General features: G+C 44.5%; 20 protein-coding genes. 11 read left to right on the forward strand and 9 right to left on the reverse strand.

The genetic code is table 11. The features are described 5' to 3' along the window. Window positions 1-44: 44 nt before the first annotated feature. Both addA and addB read right to left on the reverse strand, forming a co-directional pair. On the reverse strand, window positions 45-3,749 hold the full coding sequence (gene addA / locus H7F27_RS15175) for a helicase-exonuclease AddAB subunit AddA (protein ID WP_185848105.1): 3,705 nt from the start codon (window positions 3,747-3,749) through the stop codon (window positions 45-47). Beyond that, entirely contained in the window at window positions 3,736-7,236 is a 3,501-nt protein-coding gene (addB, locus tag H7F27_RS15180; RefSeq protein WP_185848106.1) for a helicase-exonuclease AddAB subunit AddB, read from the reverse strand. The genes addA and addB overlap by 14 nt, the downstream gene beginning before the upstream one ends. Window positions 7,237-7,419: 183 nt before the next feature. Between addB and H7F27_RS15185 the strand changes: the two genes are divergently transcribed. Both H7F27_RS15185 and H7F27_RS15190 read left to right on the forward strand, forming a co-directional pair. Then, window positions 7,420-7,857 (forward strand): ferritin family protein, encoded by a 438-nt coding sequence (locus H7F27_RS15185; protein WP_044156482.1) that lies wholly within the window; start codon window positions 7,420-7,422, stop codon window positions 7,855-7,857. A 128-nt stretch (window positions 7,858-7,985) separates the two neighbouring features. Then, window positions 7,986-8,300, forward strand: coding sequence for a four-helix bundle copper-binding protein (locus H7F27_RS15190; RefSeq protein WP_185848107.1), 315 nt, complete (start codon window positions 7,986-7,988; stop codon window positions 8,298-8,300). 33 nt (window positions 8,301-8,333) lie between these two features. Here the strand turns inward: H7F27_RS15190 and H7F27_RS15195 are convergent, their stop codons facing one another. Continuing rightward, window positions 8,334-10,064, reverse strand: coding sequence for an SgrR family transcriptional regulator (locus H7F27_RS15195; RefSeq protein ID WP_185848108.1), 1,731 nt, complete (start codon window positions 10,062-10,064; stop codon window positions 8,334-8,336). Between the two features lie 115 nt (window positions 10,065-10,179). Here H7F27_RS15195 and H7F27_RS15200 point away from each other — a divergent pair, with 115 nt between their 5' ends. Beyond that, window positions 10,180-11,382: an MDR family MFS transporter gene (locus H7F27_RS15200; protein ID WP_185848109.1), complete on the forward strand. Its 1,203-nt coding sequence runs from the start codon at window positions 10,180-10,182 to the stop codon at window positions 11,380-11,382. A gap of 107 nt (window positions 11,383-11,489) precedes the next feature. Continuing rightward, on the forward strand, window positions 11,490-12,644 hold the full coding sequence (locus H7F27_RS15205) for an AbrB family transcriptional regulator (RefSeq protein WP_185848110.1): 1,155 nt from the start codon (window positions 11,490-11,492) through the stop codon (window positions 12,642-12,644). Between the two features lie 411 nt (window positions 12,645-13,055). On the opposite strand, the gene ntdR is transcribed toward H7F27_RS15205, so the two are convergent. Further along, entirely contained in the window at window positions 13,056-14,045 is a 990-nt protein-coding gene (ntdR, locus tag H7F27_RS15210) for an NTD biosynthesis operon transcriptional regulator NtdR (RefSeq protein WP_024120832.1), read from the reverse strand. 103 nt (window positions 14,046-14,148) lie between these two features. On the opposite strand from ntdR, the gene H7F27_RS15215 reads away from it, so the two are divergent. The 4 genes from H7F27_RS15215 to glcP all read left to right on the forward strand — a co-directional run bounded on the left by H7F27_RS15215 (window position 14,149) and on the right by glcP (window position 18,638). Then, window positions 14,149-15,474, forward strand: coding sequence for a 3-dehydro-glucose-6-phosphate--glutamate transaminase (locus tag H7F27_RS15215; protein ID WP_185848111.1), 1,326 nt, complete (start codon window positions 14,149-14,151; stop codon window positions 15,472-15,474). Beyond that, on the forward strand, window positions 15,446-16,294 hold the full coding sequence (ntdB, locus tag H7F27_RS15220) for a kanosamine-6-phosphate phosphatase (protein ID WP_185848112.1): 849 nt from the start codon (window positions 15,446-15,448) through the stop codon (window positions 16,292-16,294). The genes H7F27_RS15215 and ntdB overlap by 29 nt, the downstream gene beginning before the upstream one ends. 14 nt (window positions 16,295-16,308) lie before the next feature. Beyond that, a complete protein-coding gene (ntdC, locus tag H7F27_RS15225; protein WP_185848113.1) occupies window positions 16,309-17,361 on the forward strand; it encodes a glucose-6-phosphate 3-dehydrogenase NdtC in 1,053 nt (350 codons plus the stop codon). A gap of 71 nt (window positions 17,362-17,432) precedes the next feature. Continuing rightward, window positions 17,433-18,638 carry a glucose/mannose transporter GlcP gene (glcP, locus tag H7F27_RS15230; RefSeq protein ID WP_103672334.1) on the forward strand — a complete coding sequence of 402 codons (1,206 nt, stop codon included), beginning with the start codon at window positions 17,433-17,435 and terminating at the stop codon, window positions 18,636-18,638. 231 nt (window positions 18,639-18,869) lie between these two features. On the opposite strand, the gene H7F27_RS15235 is transcribed toward glcP, so the two are convergent. The 4 genes from H7F27_RS15235 to H7F27_RS15250 all read right to left on the reverse strand — a co-directional run bounded on the left by H7F27_RS15235 (window position 18,870) and on the right by H7F27_RS15250 (window position 22,296). Beyond that, complete coding sequence (locus tag H7F27_RS15235; protein WP_185848114.1) at window positions 18,870-19,397, reverse strand: MarR family transcriptional regulator; 528 nt, start codon at window positions 19,395-19,397, stop codon at window positions 18,870-18,872. A gap of 76 nt (window positions 19,398-19,473) precedes the next feature. After that, on the reverse strand, window positions 19,474-20,973 hold the full coding sequence (locus tag H7F27_RS15240) for a monooxygenase (protein ID WP_185848115.1): 1,500 nt from the start codon (window positions 20,971-20,973) through the stop codon (window positions 19,474-19,476). Between the two features lie 200 nt (window positions 20,974-21,173). After that, window positions 21,174-21,674 (reverse strand): signal peptidase I, encoded by a 501-nt coding sequence (lepB, locus tag H7F27_RS15245; RefSeq protein WP_105953786.1) that lies wholly within the window; start codon window positions 21,672-21,674, stop codon window positions 21,174-21,176. Between the two features lies 1 nt (window position 21,675). Then, window positions 21,676-22,296 (reverse strand): TVP38/TMEM64 family protein, encoded by a 621-nt coding sequence (locus H7F27_RS15250; protein WP_024120823.1) that lies wholly within the window; start codon window positions 22,294-22,296, stop codon window positions 21,676-21,678. A gap of 155 nt (window positions 22,297-22,451) precedes the next feature. Between H7F27_RS15250 and H7F27_RS15255 the strand changes: the two genes are divergently transcribed. The 3 genes from H7F27_RS15255 (at window position 22,452) to H7F27_RS15265 (ending at window position 24,706) form a co-directional block, all read left to right on the forward strand. Beyond that, window positions 22,452-22,814 carry a YhjD family protein gene (locus H7F27_RS15255; protein WP_024120822.1) on the forward strand — a complete coding sequence of 121 codons (363 nt, stop codon included), beginning with the start codon at window positions 22,452-22,454 and terminating at the stop codon, window positions 22,812-22,814. Between the two features lie 225 nt (window positions 22,815-23,039). Next, window positions 23,040-23,240, forward strand: a complete 201-nt coding sequence (locus H7F27_RS15260) for a DUF3311 domain-containing protein (protein WP_010333642.1) — start codon at window positions 23,040-23,042, stop codon at window positions 23,238-23,240. Beyond that, the gene (locus tag H7F27_RS15265; RefSeq protein ID WP_185848116.1) at window positions 23,237-24,706 is read left to right on the forward strand and encodes a sodium:solute symporter family protein; all 1,470 of its coding nucleotides are present in this window, start codon (window positions 23,237-23,239) and stop codon (window positions 24,704-24,706) included. Before H7F27_RS15260 ends, H7F27_RS15265 begins: the two co-directional genes overlap by 4 nt. A gap of 40 nt (window positions 24,707-24,746) precedes the next feature. Here H7F27_RS15265 and H7F27_RS15270 read toward each other — a convergent pair whose 3' ends face one another. After that, window positions 24,747-25,016 (reverse strand): excalibur calcium-binding domain-containing protein, encoded by a 270-nt coding sequence (locus tag H7F27_RS15270; protein WP_010333640.1) that lies wholly within the window; start codon window positions 25,014-25,016, stop codon window positions 24,747-24,749. Between the last annotated feature and the right edge of the window lie 105 nt (window positions 25,017-25,121).

Genomic DNA, 25,121 nt, shown 5'->3' on the forward strand with positions numbered 1-25,121 from the left:
AACGAGATCCGCTCCGTCTGAATTCCCGGAGCTTATGGATCTCGTTATAAAGTCAGAATGTGCCCTCCGTCAAAGAAATAAAGCGCACACCCTTTTACCTTCGTTTGAGCAATTTGTTCAACGGCCCTTGTGTACAGCTGAATTTGCGTTTCATATCTCTTTTTCAGGATCGGGGCTGCTCCTTCAAAGCCGTGCTGGAATTTACCCTCAATTCGGTCTGTTTTATAGTCCAGCAAATATAAGCCATCCTCTGTTTCGTAGAGACAATCGATGATCCCCTGCACCAATAGCGGCTCATCCGCCTCTTTCGCATCAGGATAAATCTCTTTTGCCGGAAGCGCCAAACTGAATGGAACTTCGCGGTTCTTCCATTTAGCGCCGATCAGTTTTTCGCCAATTTCCGTATGGAAAAATTGAACGATTTCCTCAATATTGATAGCGGATTGCTGTTCTTCGGTGAGCAGCTCTTTTTCATAAAGATGCTGCACTGTCCGTTCCGCTTCTTCTATCGTCGGCACATGTGTCAGCGGAATATGCTGCATGACCGTATGCATAGCTGTTCCTTTTTCTGCTGCTGTCAGGCCTTTTTTCATCATGAAAGCCGGGCGTCTGTACAGAATGCTTCCATCAGCCGGTTTAACGGGCGCCCGTCCGCTGTATTCGTCTTCGTACTCTCTTCTTCTCTTAATCTCAGAAACGGACTGCTTCGTGCGAATTTGTGTCACCTCGTGATACGAATACTTCCAGGCCAGGCGCTCGCGAGCTTTTTCCTCAAATGCAAACGGGCCGGGAACCGGTTCACCACGGCGGATCGCTTCAAGACGTTCGCTTTTTTCTTCCAGTCTCTCTTCCAGCTCATCATCAAGCAGATCATATGAATGGATCATTTGAATAGCAAAGCGGGCCGGATGGCCTGATATATCAGAAACCGCTGCCGCGCCGCCCTCAGCCAAAGACTCCAAGTCTCTGTGTCTGACAAGAGCAGGTCCGATGAAATCCAAATACGTTTTCGCCTGATAGCGGTCAAATTCCGGCAGAAGCCAGTCAGCTTGGGACGCGGATGCCTGCCATTTTGCCAGCTGTTTCTGATGATCCTTGCATGAGCCTACAAGAAACAGCTTTTCCTTTGCCCTCGTTAAAGCAACATAGAGGACACGCAATTCCTCAGACAGCAGTTCCCTGCGCATTTTTTTCTTCATCGCGATGAGCGGAAGCGTCGGATAGCTGATGCGCCATTCAGGATGGATAAATTTCGTGCCAAACCCAAGCTCCTTGTCCAGCAGGTAGGATTTGTTGAGATCCATCATGTTGAAATTCCGGCCGAGTCCCGCTGTGAAGACGACTGGAAATTCGAGTCCTTTGCTGCTGTGAATCGTCATTAAACGGACAACATCCTCCTGTTCGCTTAACGCTCTCGCCGTTCCTAGGTCATCGCCGCGTTCCTGCATGCGTTCGATAAACCTCAAGAAGCGAAACAGGCCGCGAAATGCCGTCGATTCATATTGGCGCGCCCGGTCATAAAGGACACGCAAGTTAGCCTGGCGCTGTTTTCCGCCCGGCATCCCGCCGACATAATCCATATATTTTGTGTCGCGGTACACTTCCCAGATCAGCTCGGACACCGAATGGTTTTTCGAAAATGCGCGCCACTTTTGCAAATGTCCGTAAAACGTTTGCAGCTTTTGGTAGAGCTCATCGTTTCGGTCGCCGGCTGCCAGATAGTCTTTCATTGCTTCATAGTACGGCGCCTTTTTGTTTTCAAGCCGGATCAAAGACAGTTCGTTCTCGTCAGCACCGACAATCGGTGAACGCAGAACGGAAGCAAGCGGAATATCCTGATACGGGTTATCAATCACCTTCAGGACAGAAAGCACCACAGACACTTCCACCGCCTCAAAGTATCCTGATGTTAAATTGGCGTAAACCGGTATGCCCTGAGCTCGCAGTTCTTCCATGATTTGCGGCGCCCAAGGCATGGATCGCAGCAAAATCACGATATCGCGGTATTGAATATTGCGGTGTGTTTTCGTTTTCCCGTCATATACCTTAAATGGCGATGAGATCAGCTTGCGTATTTCCTTGGCGATCGCTTTTGCTTCGAACTGCACCGTTTCCAGCTCTTCCGCTTCCTCGCCTGCGTCCGCCTCCTCTGACTTGTCAATCAGCAGCAGCTCTGTTTCCGTTTCGTTGTTTTCCGGATACGCCGCTCCGAGTTTCAGCTCAGCCTGATCATCATAATCGACCTCGCCGATTTTGCCGCCCATCAGCTGTTTGAACAAAAAGTTTGTGCTGTCTAAAATATCAGCCCTGCTTCGAAAGTTTTTGTTCAAATCGATTTTCCGGCCCGTACCTTCTCCGCTCTCTGTAAACCGTTTGTACTTGGAGAGAAAAAGAAGCGGCTCCGCAAGCCTGAATCGATAAATTGACTGTTTGACATCTCCTACCATAAACAGGTTTCCTGTCTCTTCCGGCCCGCTTGTGACGAGCTGAAGAATGGATTCCTGCACCAGGTTGGTGTCCTGATATTCATCGACAAGCACCTCATGAAACTGCTCTTGATAAAATCTTGCCGCCTCACTCGGCTCACGTTCGCCTTTTTCGTTCACAGCGGTCAAGATGGACAGGCAATAATGCTCCAAATCAGAAAAATCAATGAGCGATTTCTCCTGCTTCGCGGCTTCAAACCGTTTCCCGTAGCTGATCACAAGCTGGACGAGTGTTTCAATGACAGGCTCCATCTCAGCCAAACTTTTTACATGCTGCTCCGGGCTTCTGGTGAAGTAATCGGTTTTGAGTTTTTCAAGCAGTTTTTTGGCGCCATTTCGTAAGTCTGTCGCTTCATCAAGCAAGACGGGATCAAACTCGTCCCCCTTCACCGCTTTTGCACGCTTAAAGGAGACAGCGGGCACGCGCTGATAAAGTTCATTGAAGTCATCCTGATGCTGAATCAGGTCATCAATCTGCGCGAGATCATCGAGAAAATTTTCAGCGCGCGGCGCCGGTCCTCCCGGCGCTTTTGTCAGCTCAAGGGCACGCTGGAGCTTTTCCTTTGCTCCGTCCAGCACCATCGCAATATCTTCTTTGACATACGGATAAAACGGCAGTTCCTCGATCGCGCTCTTTTCTGTTACATCATACAAATGAACAAAACTTTTCAGCCATGTCTCCGGATCAGGGTGGGAACGGGAATACTCGTACACCTGTTTCACGAGATATTGCAGATCTAAGTCATGCCGGTCAGTCGTGTAGCGGTCGACAAGCTCAAAGAACGCCTTATCACCCTTTGCATATTCCTCCTCAAACAGCTCATCCAGCACCTCGTCCCCGAGAAGCTCGCCTTCTGTCTGATCAGCAATCCGAAAGCCCGGATCAAGATCAATCAGGTAGTAATATTTTTTCAGCACCTGCAGGCAAAACGAATGAAGCGTTGAAATGCTGGCCCGGTTTAATAGGGACAGCTGGCGTCGGATATGCAGTGATCCTGGGCGTTTTACCAGCTCTTTTTCCAGTGCATCCGCGATCCGGTGTTTCATCTCTGCCGCTGAGGCGTTTGTAAAGGTGACAACGAGAAGCCGGTCTACATCAACCGGATTTTCTTCCGCCGTGATTTTCCGGATCATTCTTTCGACAAGAACAGCGGTTTTACCGGAGCCTGCCGCCGCTGCCACAAGAATATCCTGGCCGGTTGAGACGATGGCATTCCACTGGTCATCTGTCCATGTGCTGTCTGCCGGTTTAGGAATGTTCATTGCCATCAGCCTCCTTCTTTATCCAATCAAGTACCGTCTTGTCCTTTTCGGCCTTTAACAGACGATACTCGTTTTCTTCTAATGATTCATCAAATTGGCATACTGATTTGAACGCACAGTATGTGCAAGGCGTCTTGTTCTTCATTTTATACGGCTCAATGGATACGCGCCCGTCAGTGATTTGCTCGCCTGCTTCTTGGAAGGTGCGGCGCACATGCTTCGTCAACAGCTCAAATTCTTTTTCACCGACTGCCGCTGAATCCGATCTGAGTGAGCCGTCTTTCTTCAGGCCCGCATTGATGATATTTGATCTTCCTTCTTGAAGGGTTGTATCCATGAGGCGAATCGCTTCCTGATCACCGAGGAGGAGGCCCTTCATCTTAAATTTCTTAAAGATTTCCTGTTCAATTTCATCAAGTCCGAGCGGAAGATTCGATTGTATCATCGGGTCATGAATATGGAAATACAGCACTCCGGCCGGCGTGGCTTTCATCCCTAGCCAGTCTAACGAATGTGTAATCGATAGATCCAGATACGTCAGCATTTGCAGCGCAAGTCCGTAATACACTTCCGCCAAGTCAAGGCCTTTATCGCTGGATTTATAGTCGACAATTCGGAGGAGCAGGCCTTTAGAGCTTTCCGCTTTATCCACGCGGTCAATCCGCCCGACGAGCTCCATCGTACAGCCGTTTTTCAGCTTAAAGGTAAGCGGCGGGAGCGGGCCCTTTCCGCCAAAGCCCAATTCAAGGCCGATCGGCACGAATCCGCTCGCTTTCGCATGCTCGCTTAAAATGCCGGACACGCGCGTGACAATTTTTTGCAGTTTTTCCTTCACGTAATAATGTCTGTTTGAACTGAGCAGAATTTCTTTTTGCAGTTTCGGAGCCAGCCGCTCGACCGCATCATAAGAAAACAGCTCGCACTGCTCCTTCGTTAGGTCGCGCCAATCTATTTTGTGCTCACGCAGCCGGTCTGAAATCAGTTTTAAGCTGGAGTGAAAGAGCTGCCCGATATCCGGTGCTTCAAGCTTGAAAAATTGACGTTCCTTCAGATGCAGCCCGTGAGACGCAAAATGGGAGAACGGGCAAGCGTTAAAGGTTTCCATCCTCGACACGCTCCCTTGAATGCGTTCCCCATAGAGCTGTCTCGATACAGAGCGTTCAAGCTGCTTGACTTCATTTCGGAAAAACAGGCTAGAGAAGAGCTTTTTCGACTCCAGCCTGTCAGGTTCATTCATCAGCGCATTGTACGCGCTCCACCAGACATCACTGATCTCATATTCCCTCGTCCATAATCTGAGCTGGCTAGCGGTGTATGATTGTGCCACGCTTTTATTGACAAGGTACATAAGCTGTTCCTCATCGCTGACCTGCTCCGGTTCATTTGTCAATAGACGCTCACGATGCTGCGGAAACAGTTCTTCCAGCCTCTTGATTATAATCGACGGCAAAAGCGTTTTTCCTTCCGCATCAGCAATCGGATACGTCACATAAAGGCGGTCAGACGGGCTTGAAAGCGCCATATAGATGAGGAAATGCTCATCAAGCAGACGCTCCCGCCCGCCGGAGGAAAGCTCAATACCTATCGTTTTCAGCCACTCACGATCATCATCCGACAGCACCCCGTTTTCGTCAGGGCGAGCCGGCAGGACGCCGTCGTTTGCCCCGATCACAAAGGTGCATGAGGTGCCGTATATTCTGGACAAATCCATATTGCCGACAAACACCTGATCAAGCGCCGGAGGGATGAGAGAGAATGTCAGCGACTCTGCACCGGTCTCCATCATTTGCTGAAACAAATCGAGAGAAATGTCATCTTCGCCCATCATTTCCACAAACTCCTCAAGCAGCTGAATGACTGCATCCCACGCCTGCTGGTGCTGCTGCGCTTCAATGATTCTGCCGTCTTCCTCAGCCCGCTGTCTTTCCTGATCCAGCTTCAGCGGCACATCCGTCTCTTCTAAATAACGGTAAAGCGCCTCCGCCTTCTCTTGAACCGTTTTTGCTTTTTTCATTCGTTTCTGCAGCTGGAACAGCGGCGGAACAATCCAATCGCGCGTGTCATTCAGCATGTTTTCCATTTCGATTTCTTGATCGGTCTGCGCAAATTCATCATCTAACGACACAAAACGTCTGTAATGGAAACGATCGCCCTTTGTCCAGCGATCGCCTTTGATGCCGTAAGCGATACAGTAATTCTCCAGCTGATCAACCTGCTCTCTTACCTTGGCCTTCGGCTGGTTAAGCGGGAATAACAGTTCGGTTTTCACGCAGCGGAACACCGCTTCATAACGCCAATTTCCCTTTAATACGTCAAGGCTTGACCGGATAAATTCTACTAACGGGTGGTTCAGCATAGATGTTTTCCCGTCAATAAAATAAGGAATCTCGTAATCTGCAAATACTTCCTTGACCATATCCTTATAGTCTTCAGGCTGACGCGCTAGAATCGCCATATCCTTGTAACGGTAGCCCTTCTCTCTGACAAGGCTGTGGATTTCCCGGGCAATACCTTCCAGCTCTGCTCGTCTGTTAGCGGCCTGCATCACGGTAAAAGCCTCTTGTTTCTCAGCAAACGGAATAACCGGACGCGCTTCATACTGTGCTTCTAAATGGGCTAATTCCGGTGTGCGCTTGTGCCGCTTTGATTCATCAAGCTCTTTATAGGTGATGTCCAGATTCAGTTCCTTTGCCGTCTGGTGCAGGCGATAATACGTTTTTCCCGTCATTCTGAACAAATCAAGTTCCTGCGGCTCCCCCTCATGTGACGGCTTGTCCGCTGTGAGTGAAAACGTGATATGCTCTGCCTGAAGCATAAGCTGCTCTAACACCCTGAATTCCTGCGGTGTAAACTGATAAAAGCCGTCTACATAGACATGTGCCCCTTTCAAATCTTCCGCCTGCGGGATATGCTCTGCCAATAGCGTCAAATAATCCTCAGAATGAAGATACTGATCCTCAAGGCTTTTTTCCATCTGCTGGTACAGGATCGATAAATCATGAAGCTTTTCAGATAAAACACGTTCCCTCCGATACTCGGAAGCTGTTCCGCTATCCGCCATCCGGCGAATATCTTCCGGTTCCAGACAGTATCTCTTAAACTCAGTCAGCATCCGTTCTACCTGTGCGGTAAAACCGCTTTTATCACTTGCTTTTTGATAGACTTTAAACTCCTGTTTGTGCTCTTCAATGAGCTTCCGCAGGAGCATCTGTACGCCCGTGCTCGTAAGAAACGGCCTGCTCATTCCTCCCGTATGCTGGAGGACGCGCCAGGCCAGTCGTGAAAAGCTGAAGACTTGAGCACGAATCATGCCGCCCGTATCAGGCGTTTTAGCAAGCTCGTATTCCATTAAAAACGTCATTTGATCCGGGACTAGAAAAATGATCGGTTTCCCGAATGGAGCCCGGCGCAGTTCATCTTGAATGCTGTCGATGATCAGCTTCGTTTTTCCACTCCCGGACCTGCCTACTAAAAACTCTGCTCCCAAATTAGAAGACCCCTCTCTTTTTATCTGTTTATATTTTATCGAATATTGACGAAAATGACCAATCTGATCTATTGGTAAAAACGGCCTTTTCATTATAAGAAGCTGAATTTCTCCGCACATGTTTTCTGGCCTCACATATACTTTTACAGAAGCCCAATTCCTTAAGAACGGAGTTGAACCCCCTTGTATTACAGCTATTTTCCTTATCCAGCGCAATACCGGGAAGACCCTGTTTTGATTCAAAATCTCCAGAAAGCCATCAACGGAGAATTCAGCGCGGTTCAATGCTACCGCAGGCTTGCTGAACTTGCCCACCCTGCTGATGTCAGAAAACAAATTGAAGAAATCAGGCGCGATGAGATCCGCCATCTCCGTGATTTCTCCTCATTATACGGAGCCATTACAGGCAAACCTATCATGCCGAAACAAACAGAAAAATGCCCGGACACTTTTACAAGAGGACTTGATGCCGCTTTTAAAGATGAACAGAAAACCGTTGACTTTTACTTACGCGCAGCTGAGGAAACCTCAAATGTAAAGGCAAAGGGTATCTTTACGCGCGCCGCACGAGATGAACAAAACCATGCTGTCTGGTTTTTATACTATTTGATGGATCGCTAGCACCCGATTTTGATCGACACGATCAGATTATATTTACACCCTCTCCCCCTAAAACACACTCCACTGTTTTTCTTAACCTCAGCCGGGAAACATAAAATCATACACGAACATATGAGGGGGAATCAAGCATGCAGCAAACCATTGAAGCTTGTATCGAATGTATGGAAGCTTGCAACCATTGTTTTACAAAATGTTTGGAAGAAAGTGCGCACCACGATCTAAGCGGCTGCATCCGGCTTGACAGGGAATGTGCGGATATTTGCACGCTGGCAGTGAAAGCCATGCAAACGGACAGCCCCTTTATGAAAGAAATTTGCGCACTTTGCGCCGATATTTGTGAAACCTGCGGCACTGAATGCGAAAAGCATGATCATGATCATTGCCAAGCGTGCGCGGCGTCTTGCTTTGCCTGCGCCGATCACTGCCGCAAAATGGCTGCGTAACGAAGCATGAGAGGGGTCAAATGAGAGCCCTCTTCACTCTTTTGACAGCCATACAGAGTAAAAATCAATCCACCCCTCTTCATCGAGCATCAGACCCTCAACAGTTTCACTCGATGCAACCTCAAGCACATTTTGATACAGCGGAATCGCGCTGACATCGCCTATAAGCTGACAGTCAATTTGTTTTACTATATTCATTCTGGAAGACCTGTCGGGCAATGAGAAAAACCGTTCTATCATTTCTGAAAATGTCCGTTTCTGTTCATCTGAAAGATGCTGATGCAAAAAGCTGTTCTCCGAAAGCAGCAAATGCAAAAAACCAAACTCGCTTTCTTCATAAAACGTTGCGCTGTCATGAATGATGTCAGCCATTTGTACGATTTCCGGGCGGCGCAAATCGGCAGCAGCACAAAATTCCAGGTCAAGCCTAATACCGTTCCGTTCACAAACCTCTTGAATCCACGCTGCGTCCTCGCGATGATCCGTTTCAGAAAAGGTAAACAGTGACAGCGTTTCCCCCGCATATCCGCTTTTTTTCATTAATTCCGCAGGGGAAGCATCTCCCCAGTCAAAAGGCGCCGGGTGGAAAAAAGATGATACCGGAATGCTTCTGTGTCCTCCCGCCTCACGAACGAGCTGTTCAGATGAAATCAGCAGCCGAAGGGTTTTTCTCAAGCTTGGATGTTGAAGCGGCCCTTTCTTTCTGAGGTTTAGTGACAAATATTGAACATGCCGTTCTTCAAAAACAGTTTGCCGCTCAGGATGTTTCTGTTTTTCTCGAAGGGTAAAACCGTACATATCATCTGCTTGCTCAGAAAACACAAACTCAATACGATCTAAGAATGCCCGGCCTTTAAAGTACCGCTCGTTGGCTTGAAGAATGAGCATGTGTTCGTCATGCTGAACAAGGCAAAAAGGCCCCGTCCCATTCACCCCGCCGTTCGTTTCTGCCGGCAGGATAGACAGCCGTTCATCACAAAGGATATACGGCAAAAGCTCATTCGGCTGATCGAGCTCAATGTCCACGCAAAAAGGCCCTTTCTCTGAAATCCGTTCAACACCTTTCAGCAGCCACTTATATGGATTTTCATCATGATCCATAAAACGCTGAAACGTAAATACAACATCCCTTGACGTCAATGGCTTTCCATTATGAAAAGAAACGCCTTTCCGAAGAAAAAATCGCCACCGTTTTTTCCCCGCCTTATTCCATCCGTGGATTAAATGCGGCTGCGGCTCTCTCTTTTCCCGATCAAATCGGAGCAGTGTATCATAAATCTGCTTGACAAAATGGCCCTCTGACCGCAGAAAGATCCTGCACGGATCAAAACTGCTTACCGCTGCTGGGGCTATAAACAAGCGCAGCACATCCTGTTCACCATCCTGTCCGGTTTCTGTTACAAAACCGAACACCTCAGAAAACCACATGTCATACATATTTTGAATCCCCGGAAACGCCTGCTGATAATGGTCAAGCAGTCCTTTTGCTTTTTCAAGCTTTCCGGCTGTTGTATATTCCTTGGCAATTTGAAGCAGCAAATCTTCCGGATGACGGAGAAAAGCGATTTTTGATTTATGGCCGCGCCCCGATCCGCTTTCGCGAATGATCCACTTTTCGCTCTCCATCTTATGTAAAATCAGCTTCGCATTTCTCTCTGTACAATATAAACATGCCGCAATCTCACTGAGCGGCATTTCCTTCATCTGTCCCGGTTCGCCGCTCTCAGCTTTTGCGAGCGCCACATAATGGTCAATCAGCTTCAATCCCTGCACCTCCTGACAAAAAAGGGGAATCTTTTTCTCTTATTTTCTTCTCTTTTTGGCCCGCCGCCCCTTCTATACACTACTACTATATCAAACAGCGAAAGGCGGAAATCATATGTTTATCCTCTTCCAATCAATTAAATCCCGCTACACAGCACCCGTTTGGCTCCGATTTTTCGGCGAAATGCTGACAAGCCTGACAGGGGCCATGATGGGGCCGTTTATGGTGCTGTATCTGCATGAGCAATTAAACGGAAGCGTGATGCTTCCCATGCTTATCATCAGTCTTCAGCCCTTCGCTGATATTTGCCTGACACTCATAGCGGGACGGGTGACAGATCAGCTCGGACGGCGAACAGCGATCCTTACTGCCCTGCTTCTGCAAACAGCGGCAATGGCGGGTTTTGTTTTTGCTCACGATGCATATTTTTTCGCTTTCCTTTATATCCTCAACGGCATCGGAAGATCCCTGTACATTCCTGCATCACGCGCACAGATTGCCGAAAGCACGCCGGAAAGCAGACGTTCGGAAGTTTTTGCCGTCATCAATGCCATCTACTCAGCAGGCTTGACGGCAGGTCCGCTGCTTGGGCTGCTGCTGTACGCTCATGATCCCGTTTGGATATTTGCACTAGATGCCGCGGCGCTGTTCATTTATTTTCTTATCGCCGCCTTTAAATTACCAGAAACAAAGCCGCTAAAAGCAGATCATCCCGCAGCATTATCCGCGAGTTTCACAAGATATCGGCCTGTTTTGATCCTTTTGCTGCTTTCTCTCCCAATCAGCATGTTATACGCGCAAACAGAAACGACATACAGGCTGTTCAGCAAAAGTATGTTTCCTGATTACCTGTCCATGCTGGCAATCTACTCGGCGGCAAAAGCTTTATTAAGCTTTGTTCTTCAAGTCCCTTTAGTAAAATGGACAGAAAAGTTTCCGATGAAAACGATTCTTCTCATCACCTATATCAGCTACTCACTTGCGGCCGCCGGCTTTGCATTCTCAACATCTTTGACGCTGCTTATGCTGACTGCGGCCGTGATGACGGTTGGAGAAAGCATCGGACTCAGTCATATCCACACCTTTATTTCCCGGCTGGCGCCGCCCCATATGCTCGGCCGTTTCTATGCGATATACGGCTTGCATTGGGATATTTCACGGTCAATCGGACCGCTGGCCGGCGGACTGATCCTGACTTCGTTTGGCGGAGAAATCATGTTTTCCACTCTTTCCGTGTGTCTTCTCACCGCCGGTTTCTTGCAGTCTCATATCACGGAGAGGATTGAATATAAGGTCATAAGAAAAATCAATGGCTGACAGAAAAAAATTCATAATTTCATTATCAACAAAAATATACTATAGTAATCATACATTCACTACATGAACAATTGGAGCTGTAAGTTAATAGGAAGAAGGGTTTTATATTGAAGAAAGACAAAAATCTCCTCACAGATCTATGGTTTATCGCAATCAGTGCAGCCGGGGGGTTTATTCTTTCGTTAACCGGAATATCGATCGGGTGGATGATCGGAACGCTGATTGTCGCCTGCTGTCTTGCTATGATACGGCCGGCTTGGCTGATGATGGCGCCAGACCAAAAAGGAATTAACCGCCGGTGGCTCGCTCTCGGGCAGATGATCCTCGGCATTGAATTGGGCCAAAAGCTGAATCTATCCGTTCTGTCTGTCCTCAAAGATCATTGGTTTTCGGTCGGCATCATGCTGATTTTATCGATACTTCTTGCCATGCTGTCAGGCTATGTGCTTTGGAGTTTCAGCAAAACGGATATGATGACCAGCTTTGTCGGCACGGCTCCCGGCGGACTGTCCGCCATGCCGAGTATTGCTCAGGAGGTCGGTGCCAATACCGCTATTGTCAGTCTCGTTCAAATGATGCGGGTGCTGCTCGTGGTCCTGTCTATTCCGTTTTTGGTTATCCTGATTTACGCTAAACAAGATGGCCCTGCAAATGCCGCAACACAAACGGTATCCGCTGCCACGACAGAAATCGGGCTCGCTCCCGTACTGTGGACCGGCGTTCTCATTTTCGTTGCCTGGGGAGCTTGTAAAGCGGCAAAATATTTAAAATTTCCCGCTCCGTGGCTGCTCGGCAGTATGCTCGGTGTAGCGGCCGTGCACATAGGCGGCGCTTCAATAACAGGCCATGACATGCTTGCATGGTGGCCGTCACAGGCCAACCATCTTTCGCAGATATTTCTGGGGGCTACAATCGGTTCTAAGATGTACAAAAGCATGTTTGCCGGCGTTACACGTATCATGATCGTCGGTTTCATTTCATCAGTCGGCTTAATTGCCGCTATGCTTTTAAGCGCGGTGATCGTTTCCAAACTGACAGGGATTTCGCTGATCACCTCTGTTTTGGCATTTGCACCCGGCGGCATTGCAGAAATGGCGACGACGTCTGTTACATTGCATGCCGATTCCACCTTTGTCGTTGCGGTTCAGGTCATACGCGTCATCCTTGTCATCGCCCTCTTGCCGCCGTTTTATCGTCTGCTTCACCATCTTCACGGTGAAAAAAAAGGCAAAGAGAGTTCGATAAGCGGCAGCAATGCCTAGTTGAAAAAAATCTCCATATGGTAGGCTTTAGGAAGAAAAGGTTTGGGGTGACTCTATTCTGTAGAGTATGGAAGATTTCAAAATGGAGAAGGTAAGTGAAATAAAAGGGTTCAAGAACTTTTAAATCGCAAACCATCAAGATGGGGAAATGTAAGTGTAAAAAGCGTCAATCAAGATATTTCGTTGTTGAGAATGCGTTGATTGAAATTGCTGACACAAATGAATGATAAGTAAAAGTGGATACAGCGTATAGAGCAATGAGTAATGAAGAATCTTTAAATAGAGCGACTTTTGGTATAAGAGCATCCATAAGAATTCCAAAAAACAGGCTTCCTGATTGAAAAAGAGGTTACATATGAATAACCTCTTTTTCTATACAAAGATAAAATGATAAAGGAGTGAAAATCTTAGTTACGTTGATTCTCTTATAATAAGATTTGTTGGCAGTTTAATAATTTTTCTGTTTAAAGAAGTGTTACCCGAAATATACTCGATTATTTTCAACACAGCCTGTTGACCTAATTCTATTATGGGAATATCAATTGTTGTTATGGTCGGAGTAACGACTTGGCAAATCGAATGGTTGTCAAAACCAATTACAGCTAAGTCTTCTGGAACTTTAAAGCCATTTTTTATCGCCTGTTTAATAATCCCTGCGGCGACTTGATCATTTCCTGTAAATATTGCTGAGGGTCTGTCCTTTAGATCCTTTATCTTATGAAAAACACGAAAGCCATCCTCGATATTAAACAATTCGCCGAATATCCATTCGTTTCTATGATGTAAATTGTAATCTTGTAAAGCTTTCAAGTAACCCTCTCTCCTCTGACATTGAGCTTCGCTATATGGAGTATCAAAACAAAATCCAATTTTTTTATGTCCTCTTTCAATTAAATGTGCTACCCCCATGTATGCGGCTTCAAATTCATCATACCCAATGATCGTTATGTCTGCTGAGTGATGATATTCATTACACAATAAGATAGGACCATACTTTAAGAAAGGGGATATCTTATCCCATTCATTTTCTAAAGTTCCAAGAATAATGCCATCAACTTCTTTGTGTTTCAATAACTCTAATAGCTCTAGCTCTGTCTGTTTGTCATAAAAGGTTTGAAATACAATGACCTTGTAATTCTTAAACAGTGCTTCATGAGAGACCCCTTTTATTAATTGAGCAAAAAATGGATGATCGATACTCGGAACCGATAAAGCTATCGTTTGTGTCTTATTTCTCCTAAAATTCCGAGCTAAATAATTGGGAGTGTAGTCAAGGTCGTTAATAGCCTCTAAGATCATATCTCTTTTTTCTTTCGACACATAAGGATGATTATTCAATACTCTTGATACTGTGGTTTTAGACACATTGCACAATTTTGCTATTTCATCAATTGTAGGCATATTTTCCCTTCCTTAAAAAAGTTATTGACATGTTATCGGTTTCAGAAATTAGGATAAATTTGTAACAAATTTTCCAGATTAAAAATCATTGGAGGTACTGTTCATGCAAAAACAGGTTAAAGTTTCAGGTAAAAGTAAGGAAAACATGTTACTACTAAAACACTTAAAAGGTGACTTACAAGGAAAAGAACTTGTTATTGAAGACAGTATTGTAAACGAGCGGTGGAAACAAGTATTAAAAGAAAACACAGATATTGAAAACGACCTTTTCAACTACCAAAAGAATCGTGAAATCAGTAAAGTCCCTTTTATGCCTGTAGATAGATTAATAACCAATGATGAAGTGGATGATATCTTAAATACTTTAACTAAAGTTTTGCCAACTGGAAAATTTACGAGTGGTTCCTTTTTAGATCAATTCGAAAAGGTTTTATCAACATATTTACATAAAAGGTATGTAATTGCAACCAGCAGTGGAACGGATGCTATTATGATAGGATTATTGGCTTTAGGGTTAAACCGCGGGGATGAAGTGATCATGCCAGCTAATAGCTTTTCAGCTACTGAAAATGCTGTGTTAGCTTCGGGAGGCGTTCCTATCTATGTAGATATTAACCCACAAACATTCTGCATCGATCCTAACAAAATTGAGGAAGCAATAACTCCTTATACAAAGTTTATTCTACCTGTGCATTTATACGGAAAACATTCAGAAATGAAGCATATCCGTCAAATAGCCAATCGTTATCAATTGAAAGTAATTGAGGATGCTTGCCAAGGAATTGGACTGACAGACTTAGGAAAGGATGCAGACATAACCACATTAAGTTTTAATCCATATAAGAATTTTGGTGTATGTGGTAAGGCTGGAGCAATAGCAACTGATAATGAAGAACTCGCTAAAAAATGCATTGAATTTAGTTATCATGGTTTTGAAGTAAATGTGAAAAATAAGAAAGTCATCGATTTTGGACTTAACTCAAAAATGGACAATTTACAGGCAGCAATTGGTTTAGAGAGGATTAAGTATCTTTCATTAAACAACTTCAAAAGACTATTTTTGGCGGATAGATATATTACTCAATTAGCAGAATTACAGAATAAAGGTCTTATTGAATTACCAGAATTAAGTGAAGATCATGTGTGGCATCTGTTTCCTATTAAGGTAAGAACAGAAGATAGGACAGATATAATGTCTAAATTAAATGAAGATTTTGGTGTTCAAACAGATGTATATTATCCAATACTGTCTCATATGCAAAAAACTCCTTTAGTACAGGACAAGTATACAAAACTCCAATTGGTTCATACGGAAAAGGCTCATAGTCAGGTACTGCATTTGCCATTATATCCGTCATTTACTTTAGAAGAACAAGACAGAGTAGTGGAGGGTCTGTTTCATGTTATTAAGCAAGAAGTCAGAGTTTAAAACATTATCCAAGGTTGACCATCCTAAGTATATTGTTTTTTGTGATTTTGATGAAACGTATTTTCCGCATACAATCGATGAACAAAAGCAACGAGACATATATGAACTCGAAGATTATCTAGAACAGAAAAGTAAAGATGGGGAACTACTCATCGGATGGGTTACCGGGAGCAGTATAGAATCTATTCTCGATAAAATGGGACGAGGAAAATTTAGATATTTCCCGCATTTTATAGCTAGTGATCTTGGAACTGAAATTACGTACTTTTCAGAGCATAATTTCGGACAGCAAGATAATGAGTGGAACAGTCGTATAAATGAAGAGTTTAGTAAAGAAAAGATTGAAATACTTGTGAAACAGTTACATGAAAATCATAACATTCTTTTAAATCCCCAAACTCAATTAGGAAAGTCACGGTATAAGCATAATTTTTATTACCAGGAACAAGATGAAATAAACGACAAGAAAAACCTATTAGCAATTGAAAAGGTCTGCGAGGAATACGGAGTTTCAGTTAATATAAATCGTTGCAATCCCTTAGCAGGTGATCCAGAAGACAGCTATGATGTAGATTTTATACCCATGGGAACAGGAAAGAATGAAATTGTAAAGTTTATGTTAGAGAAATACAACCTAAATACTGAAAAAGCTATCGCATTTGGAGATAGCGGAAATGATGTTCGTATGTTACAGGCAGTAGGAAATGGATATCTACTAAAAAATGCAACACAAGAAGCCAAAAATCTGCACCAATTGATAACCGATAGTGAGTACTCAAAAGGAATTACGAATACCTTAAAAAAATTAATTGGATCATGAGGAGGAAATAGAGTATGAAGAAGATTGGTATCATAGGTGCAGGTGGTATTGCAAGAGCGCACGCAACTGCTTTATCTACAATTAAAAATGCAGAGTTAGTAGGAGTGTATGACATAAATCAACAAAATGCGGAAAGCTTTGTGAAAACTTTCGGTGGGAAGACATATGAAAATGTAGATGAACTAATTGATGTCTCAGAAGGTTTAATTGTAGCATCTCCAAACTTTTGCCATAAAGAACATGCTTTGCAAGCATTAGCAAAACAAAAGCATGTATTGTGTGAAAAGCCTATGGCTATTTCTCTTGAAGAAGCAAGCATTATGAAAGATACTGCTGAAAGGTTAGACGTAAGAGCTAGTATGGGATTTAATTATAGATATTTGTCTTACGTAAATATCTTAAAAAGCTTAATTATCAATAATGAATTAGGTAACATCCTGTCCATAAAAGTACACTTCAAGAAAAATAGTGCACTTAGACGTAAGAAGTTTACTTGGAGAGATGACGCTAATAGTAAGAAGACCAGCGGGTCATTGGGGGATTTGGGTATTCACCTTATCGACATGGTATGGTATTTGTTCGAGAGTGATTTCATCACAGAATCAGTAAGGGCAAAGATGAACACAAATGTAAAAACAAAAGAGGATAAACAGGTACTTGTAGATGACTATGCAGAAATATACGGTCAACTGAAGAACAAGGTATTTGTAAATATCATCACATCAAAATGTTCTGTACCTGAAGACTGCGGTTTTAGCATTGAGGTAGTTGGACACAAAAAAGAGTTTAAATACCACACAGGCAACCCTCACGTTTACAAGCTCATAGATGGCTTGAACGTGGCAGACTGCCCAGTGCCGCAAAGTCTATTAAACGATCCGCCAAACGAATTTTATGGTTGGGCTGATTCTTTTAGAAGCGAGTTAATCAATTGGATTTCATCAACTCAGAAAGATTGGGTTGAGATCCCTTCTTTTAACGATGGTTTTAGATCTCAGGAAGTATTAGAAATGTTCTTTGAGAAAGATAGCAACTCTCAAACAATGTCTGTTTTAGCAGTCAACTAGTATTTCGAAGAGATAAGTTACTGAAAAAGCAGGAATTTATTTTCCTGCTTTTTCATATAGGGGTGTAATGAATGTTAAGAGGGACATATTTATTTGGATATGCTTTCTTTTTCACAGTGGGTATTATCCATATATCAACAGGAAGTTTGACACCATTTCTTTTAGAGTCTTTTAACAAGACAACAGATGATATTTCGATCATCATTTTCTTTCAGTTTACCGGATTCCTAAGCGGAGTATTAATCGCACCGTTAATGATTAAGAAATACAGTCACTTTAGGACACTTACTTTAGCTTTGACAATAATGCTTGTAGCGTTAAGTATCTTTTTTCTCACTAAGGATTGGTATTATATTGTTGTAATGGCTTTTCTCTTAGGATATGGAGCAGGTACATTAGAAACGACAGTTGGTTCCTTTGTTATTGCTAATTTCGAAAGTAATGCAGAAAAAATGAGTAAGCTGGAAGTCCTCTTTGGATTAGGCGCTTTAACTTTCCCATTATTAATTAATTCCTTCATCAATATCAATAACTGGTTTTTACCGTATTACTGCATATTCACCTTTTTGTTCGTCCTATTAGCAGGGTGGTTAATTTTCTTATCCAAGAACCGAAAGTACGCTAAGAATGCTAACCAGCAAGTGGCCTTGCCAAATGTAGGAGCATTTCAATACTTTATAGGAGATAGAAAAAAATCAAAGCAATTAGGCTTTTTTGTATTTTTTGCTTTTCTATATGCTGGTATCGAAACAAATTTCGCCAACTTTTTACCTTCAATTATGATAAACCAAGACAATGAACAAATCAGTCTTATCAGTGTCTCCTTTTTCTGGGTAGGGATCATCATAGGAAGAATACTGATTGGTTTCGTAAGCAGAAGGCTTGATTTTTCTAAGTACCTCCTATTTAGTTGCAGTTGTTTAATTGTTTTATTAATCGCCTTCTCTTATATAAATAACCCAATACTTCAATTGGGTGGCACATTTTTGATTGGTCTAAGTATAGCGGGCATATTTCCCATTGCTTTAACACTAGCATCAATCATTATTCAGAAGTACGTTGACGAAGTGACAAGTTTATTTATTGCTTCGGCAAGTTTCGGTGGAGCGATCATCTCTTTCTTAATTGGATGGAGTTTAAATCATGATACGATCTTATTAACCATGGGAATATTTACAACGATGGCGGTCATTCTAGTAGGTATTTCTGTAAAGATTAGGAGAACTAAAACAGAAGACCCTATTTCACTTGAAAGCAAAGCTTCAAAAACACAGTAAAAAACGTGTAAATGAAAGATACTAATAGACATATCGTAAGTAAGAAGAGGACTTAATGTCCTCTTTTTTATTTTAAATATAAATAAAACATTATTGAAAACTCTTGTTGCTGAAAAAAGTGAGTATGGAAGCAAAGAAAATGTTCTAATTCGTAAGCACCACCAACGCGCAGACCAGACTACGAACCAGAGTTTGCCGACACGCTGAGCCACGCATCCTTTGTATGGTTTTTTATTCAAAAACGCTATGGAGACCCTCTTCCATTTCTTCTGAGGACGGATACCATTTCGTCGCCAGATCCCGGAACAGCCTTTCCGCAAACAGAATCTCTTCCTCTGTATAACGGTCAAAAAAGGAGAGAAAACGCTGCTCAACCTTTTGATGATAGTATTGATGCAAGCTGTGCAGCTTCTTCCCTGCCGGCGTCAAACGGAAGTAGACCTCCTTCTTATTATCGCTGAGCTGTGTTCTGTGAAGGAAGCCGGCGCCAAGCAATTTTGTGCTGATGCGTGACACCGTCGCTTTTGTCGTATTCATTTTGTCGGCAATCGAAGTGACATTGATCGGCTCATGCTCCCCCACACAGGAAAGAACATGAATTTCTGTCATCGTCAATTGAGATTTTTGTCCGTGCTCCTGATCCAGCTTCTTCATTTCATCAGCCAAAAAGGCTTTTATGAGCCCCTCCCATTTCTCCTGCTGATGAATGAGTTCCGCATATAATTCAAAAATGTTGCGTTTCGTATGGTCTGTATTCATCGGATTTTCCAACCTTTTTCATTCAATTGTTTCTTCTATCATACCGTTTTGTTACAGATGAAACAATCGATTTGTGTTACACACAGCTGGCAATCGGCAGCCAGCGCCTGATACCTATTTGAATCACTTCTGCCGCATCTGGTCCGGCGGCATCGACTGCCCAGGCGGCATGGCCATCAGGCCGAACCAATACAGTATGCACGTCTCTCCACTCTTCACGCGGTTCTGCAAGAGAAGCACGCACTGTGTGTAAGCCTTTAAATGGGATATGGTCATTATCTGCTCCTTGTTTCAGTGACAGCAAAACGTATGACCCATTATGCAGGCAGTTATAGAGGCGTTCCATACTGCCATCAGGAAGCCGCAGTTCCACATCCGGAAGTCTTTTGCCGTTCAACCGATGCGGCGGCATGTTTTGGTCAGCTTCATACCCGACATCGATTGCAGAAATTTGGCCCGCTACAAAGCGATTCACATCGGGAAAAGCAAGCATATCGGACACCATGCTTCGCAAATGGAGACCGGCCTTCGTGAAATCCATCAGCTGCGTCTGCGCCTCTGTGTTCCGAAGAAGATCTTCCGCCACCGGATGCCGCTCTGCGTGATAGCTTTCCAAAAGCCATGAAGGTGCAGAGCCGCCGACAGCCGCCGCAAGCTTCCACCCAAGGTTCATGGCATCCTGAAGACCGACATTCAGCCCTTGGCCGCCAGCAGGAAAATGAATATGCGCTGCATCGCCCGCAAGAAAGAGTCTGCCGCTCCGATACTGTTTCGCTTGACGGAAGGCATTCCCGAATCGGGACATCCACGTAGGCTCGTTTAAGCCAAAATCAGTTCCGCAAATCCGGGTGAGATCTGTTTTCAGCTCCTCTTCTGTGACAGGAGCATCCTTCGGCGTCTGCGTGCGATAAGGGCTGATCATCACAACACGGTACCGGTCAGGAGAAATCGGAACAATCATGACTCCCCCCTCTTTCGTACAAAGCGACATGACTTCTGATGGCGGCGGAGAAAGAAGCTTCACATCACCAAGAGTTGCAGTAATAGTGCTGTCTGTTCCAGGAAACGCAATTCCCGCCTGTTTCCGAACGACGCTCCCTGCTCCGTCAGCGCCAACGGCAAACAGGCTGCTCAGCGTCCGCACAATGCCGTCGCGATCCTTGAAAATGGTTTGCACCGCCTCTTCGTTTTGCGTTACCGCTAGCACCTCTGCCCCTCGTAACACCTCTGCTCCCAGGCTCCGCGCACGTTCCTCAAGCAGCTGTTCAGTCTTGGCCTGCGGAAGCAAAAGCGTATAAGGACAACTCGTATCCAGACTGGAAAAATCAAGACGGGTATCGAGCATTGAAAAATGGCCGGAAGATATCTTTTTCCCACGAGACGTAAAACGCTCAAGCAGCCCTCTCATTTCAAAAAGCTCAAGCGTGCGGGGGTGCAGCGTCAACGCCTTCGAATACGGCACTGGCTGTTCAAGCCGCTCAAGCACGCATGTTTTCACCCCTGCCAATGCCAGCTCAGAACCCAGCATCAATCCAACCGGTCCGCCTCCGATAATAACTGTTTCGTAATCCATCATGAGCTCACTCCTTTTGTTTTATCTGTAACTAAACAAAAAGCCTAAGAAAAAAAAGAAATAAGTGTTATTACATATTTCATTTAGTTACGCGCGTAACAAAAATAATTATATCGGGTGACAAATGATCTCGCAACATATTTTTCCAACCAGCACAAAAAAGACGCCTTTCAAATGGCGCCTTTTTCTCAGTGTACAGCTTCCTAATCCGAAATGACTCCGACAATGTCTTTTTCCCTGATCGGACCGAAATGCCGGCTGTCAAAGCTATATATGCGATTATCTCCGATTACAAAATATTGCCCCTTCGATAACGTCTTTTTCCCTGTCGTTTCTTTCAGCGAAAAATCTCCCGTTACATGGCTTCCGGCAGATACAGATTTCAATGGTTTCAAAAATGGTTCAGCCACCTGTTTTCCGTTCACATACAGCTGATCGTCCTTATATTTGATCGATTCACCGGGCAATCCAATGACTCGCTTTATCAGCACTTTTTGATCAGGGCCTTTAAACAAAACAATATCAAAACGATGGATGGTTTTGAATCGATGTGAAAATTTATTGACCAACAGTTCGTTCCCTTCCTGAAAAGTCGGGTTCATGCTGATGCCTTCTACTTTGTAATCAATAAAGACGGCATTTTTGACTTGAATGGCGAGAACTACGGACACGACACCGGCAAGAAACCAAAACCGTTTTTTCATGTTACTGTCTCCCTCCATCATGCTCACGCTGGCTGGCTCTCACATGCAGATGCCGTTCCACCCTTTTGCCGACATACCATAAGACAGCAATCACCAGAACGGCAATAACCGTGCGAATCGGCTGTGTGATCAGCGCGTGAAGATCATATCCGATGAAGCTGATCATAAAAATCATGACGAGCTTTCCCGAGGCTGCCGCCAAAACAAACGGCCGCGTCCCGATCCTTGACAAACCGGCGACAACATTCACCGCGGCAGACGGTGTAAATGGAAAACAAAGCAGAAGAAACATCGGGCCAAAACCGTGTCTTTCCACCCATAACATAAGCTTTCTGACAGACGGATGCCTGCGGATGAATCCAAGAGCCCTTCTTTGTCCATAATGACGGACAATGAAAAACACGAGAATGGACCCCGCTGTTGATCCGGCCCATGACAGGATGAAGCCTTCCCACAATCCAAACGAATTTGTATTCGCCACCACAAAAACGATAAGCGGCAAAAACGGAAGAAATGCTTCAACTAAAGGCAGCAGCACAGCAATAAGCGGACCGAAAGCCCTATAGCTTTGAAATAATTCAGTTAAACGATCCTCTGTCAAATAGGATAAAAATTGCTCCAACGTTTATACTCCTCACCGGGTTTGTCTATCCTTATTCTACACATTCTCGGCGAAAAACTAAAAAGTTTTGGTGATTTTTTCTGTCTTGAAACATTTCACCAGCCGATATAGAATATAACAAGAACAAACGTTCCCTTGAGAAAGAAGGAGTTACCATGCCGCATTTGCAGCCGGAAGGATATGAATTGATAGAGCGGGCTCTCTTTTTGCCTATGGTCATTACCATTTTAAACCGCGATCTCGGCGGAATTGAGAAAAGCTCATTAAAATTGAAACACCCTTATATACAACTTATCAACGAATCATTAAAAATAGCACAAAAGGATCTGATTGAGGTCAGAAAAGAGCTGAGGAAAAGAAAAATCGCCATCCACGAGGCTGAGCGTGATGAAGCCTTTACGCTTTATTTATTTGTCATCGATGGCTACGAAGAAAAACACCGCTATTTTAACCCGCGAATCCGGGAGCAAGTAAGCAGTTTGTTAACATACTATTTATTTTCGCCGGACTCGCCATGAGTCTTTCGAATCATTCTGTATTCCCCTCCTTGCGCCCGTCCCCTCTTCTAGCTCCTCAAGAATAAATTTCTGACAATTCGCACTATACAAACAAAATAAATTTATTTATAATTCGTACCACAGCCTTTCACTCCCCAAAAAATGACATGTGCCGCCAAATTAGCGACATGATTTGCAGCCTGCACATGACACGCACCGCCCAACTTTTGATCAAAGGAGGATTTTATGAAACTGATTCACATTCTTGCCGCTTTGCCCTTCATCGGACTTTTGCTTGGCATCCCTTTTGCAAACAAAGTGACACCCTATCTGTTTGGCATGCCATTCATTCTCGCCTATGTCGTCATGTGGGCTTTGCTGACCTCTGTCCTGATGGCGATCGTGTATGTCCTCGACAAAGAAAATAAAAGGGAGGAAGCAGAATGAACGCAGCTCTCATCATCATTTTTGGTGTCCTGCTATTCAGCATGTTTCTCGGCGTACGCGCCCAAAAAGGAAAAGACATGGACCTTGAGCAGTGGACGGTTGGAGGCCGCGGCTTCGGTACTGTTTTTGTTTTCCTATTGATGGCAGGAGAGATTTATACGACGTTTACATTTCTCGGCGGAAGCGGCTGGGCTTACGGAAAAGGCGGGCCGGCCTTTTACATCATCGCCTACGGCTGTCTGGCCTATATTCTTTCTTATTGGCTCCTGCCGGCGGTATGGTCCTATGCGAAACAGCATAAGCTGATGTCGCAGTCCGATTTTTTCATCAAAAAGTACAACAGCCCGCTGCTTGGTGTGCTCGTCTCACTTGTCGGCATTGCCGCGCTTATTCCTTATCTTGTGCTGCAGCTGAAAGGGCTTGGATTGATTGTATCGGAAACGTCTTACGGAAAAATTTCTCCTACTGCTGCCATTTGGATCGGCGTCATTTCAATCACAGTTTACGTTATGGTATCCGGCATCCACGGGTCCGCCTGGATATCCGTTGTCAAAGACATCATGATTTTGGCCGTCGTTTTATTCTTAGGCATATATCTGCCGATTCATTACTACGGCGGATTTCAAGACATGTTTCAGCAGATTGAAAACGCAAATCCCGGTTTTATTACCCTGCCCGAAACAGGGCAAAGTGCTGCATGGTTCAGTTCAACCGTGCTGCTGACGGCGCTGGGCTTTTACATGTGGCCCCATACGTTTTCCGCTTCCTATTCAGCAGAAAACCCAAAAGTCTTTCGAAAAAACGCCATTATTATGCCTTTATACCAGCTGGTCCTTCTATTTGTCCTTTTCGTCGGCTTTGCGGCTATCCTGCAAGTTCCCGGTCTGAAAGGCGCAGACGCGGATTTATCACTTTTGAGACTGTCTCTTCAAACCTTTGATCCTTGGTTTGTCGGAATCATCGGTGCAGCCGGACTGCTGACAGCGCTTGTGCCGGGTTCCATGATTTTAATGTCGGCCTCCACTTTGTTTGCCAAAAATGTTTATCAAGTGTTTGCTCCCCGCACGACGGAACAGCAGGTGTCATTATTGGCTAAATGTTTAGTGCCTGTGATTGCGCTGATTGCTGTGTACTTTACATTCAAAGGCGGGAACACAATCGTTACGCTTCTCCTTATGGGATACAGCCTCGTCACACAGCTATTTCCGGCCCTGCTGTTCAGCCTGTTCAAGCATAAGATCGTGACCAAACAAGGAGCCTTTACCGGCATTATAACGGGAGTCGGAGCGGTTTCTTATATTACGGTTACGGAAACAACAATCAGCACTTTATTTCCGGCGCTGCCGCAAGCGGCGAAAGACTTAAACGTCGGCATTGTCGCTTTGCTGCTGAATGTTACGGTCATGATAGCGGTAAGTCTCGTGACAAGAAAAACGAAAAGCACAGCTGCTGATCAAGCCGCTTAAACAAGAAAAAAGCAATCTGGACAACAGATTGCTTTTTTGTTTAGCGTTCGCAGGCGATAAAATCTTTATCACGGTCGCTCTTTTTATTGGCATCATAAAGCGCCTTAGATACGTAAGGCTTGTACTTCGTTTTTCCGCCTTTATTTTTCACCTTGGACGTACGGGCTACCCCGCCTTTGTACACTTTGTTTAATTCCTTGCAGTTCTTATACGTCTTTACCTTCGTTTTGGCTTCCGCCACATGGTCAGCTCCGTATGAAAAACCGAAAACGAGACCGAGTGACAGCAAAAGCGCCGCGGCTTTTTTCATGACAATATACTCCCCCATACCCAATATTTAGTTGTTTTATAGCGATTTTATCATAATTCAATTCGTCATATTTTACAAGATAAATATGGAAGGAGCGGCAGTTTC

It is taken from the genome of Bacillus sp. PAMC26543, assembly GCF_014250375.1.
Classification (GTDB): Bacteria; Bacillota; Bacilli; order Bacillales; family Bacillaceae; genus Bacillus; species Bacillus halotolerans.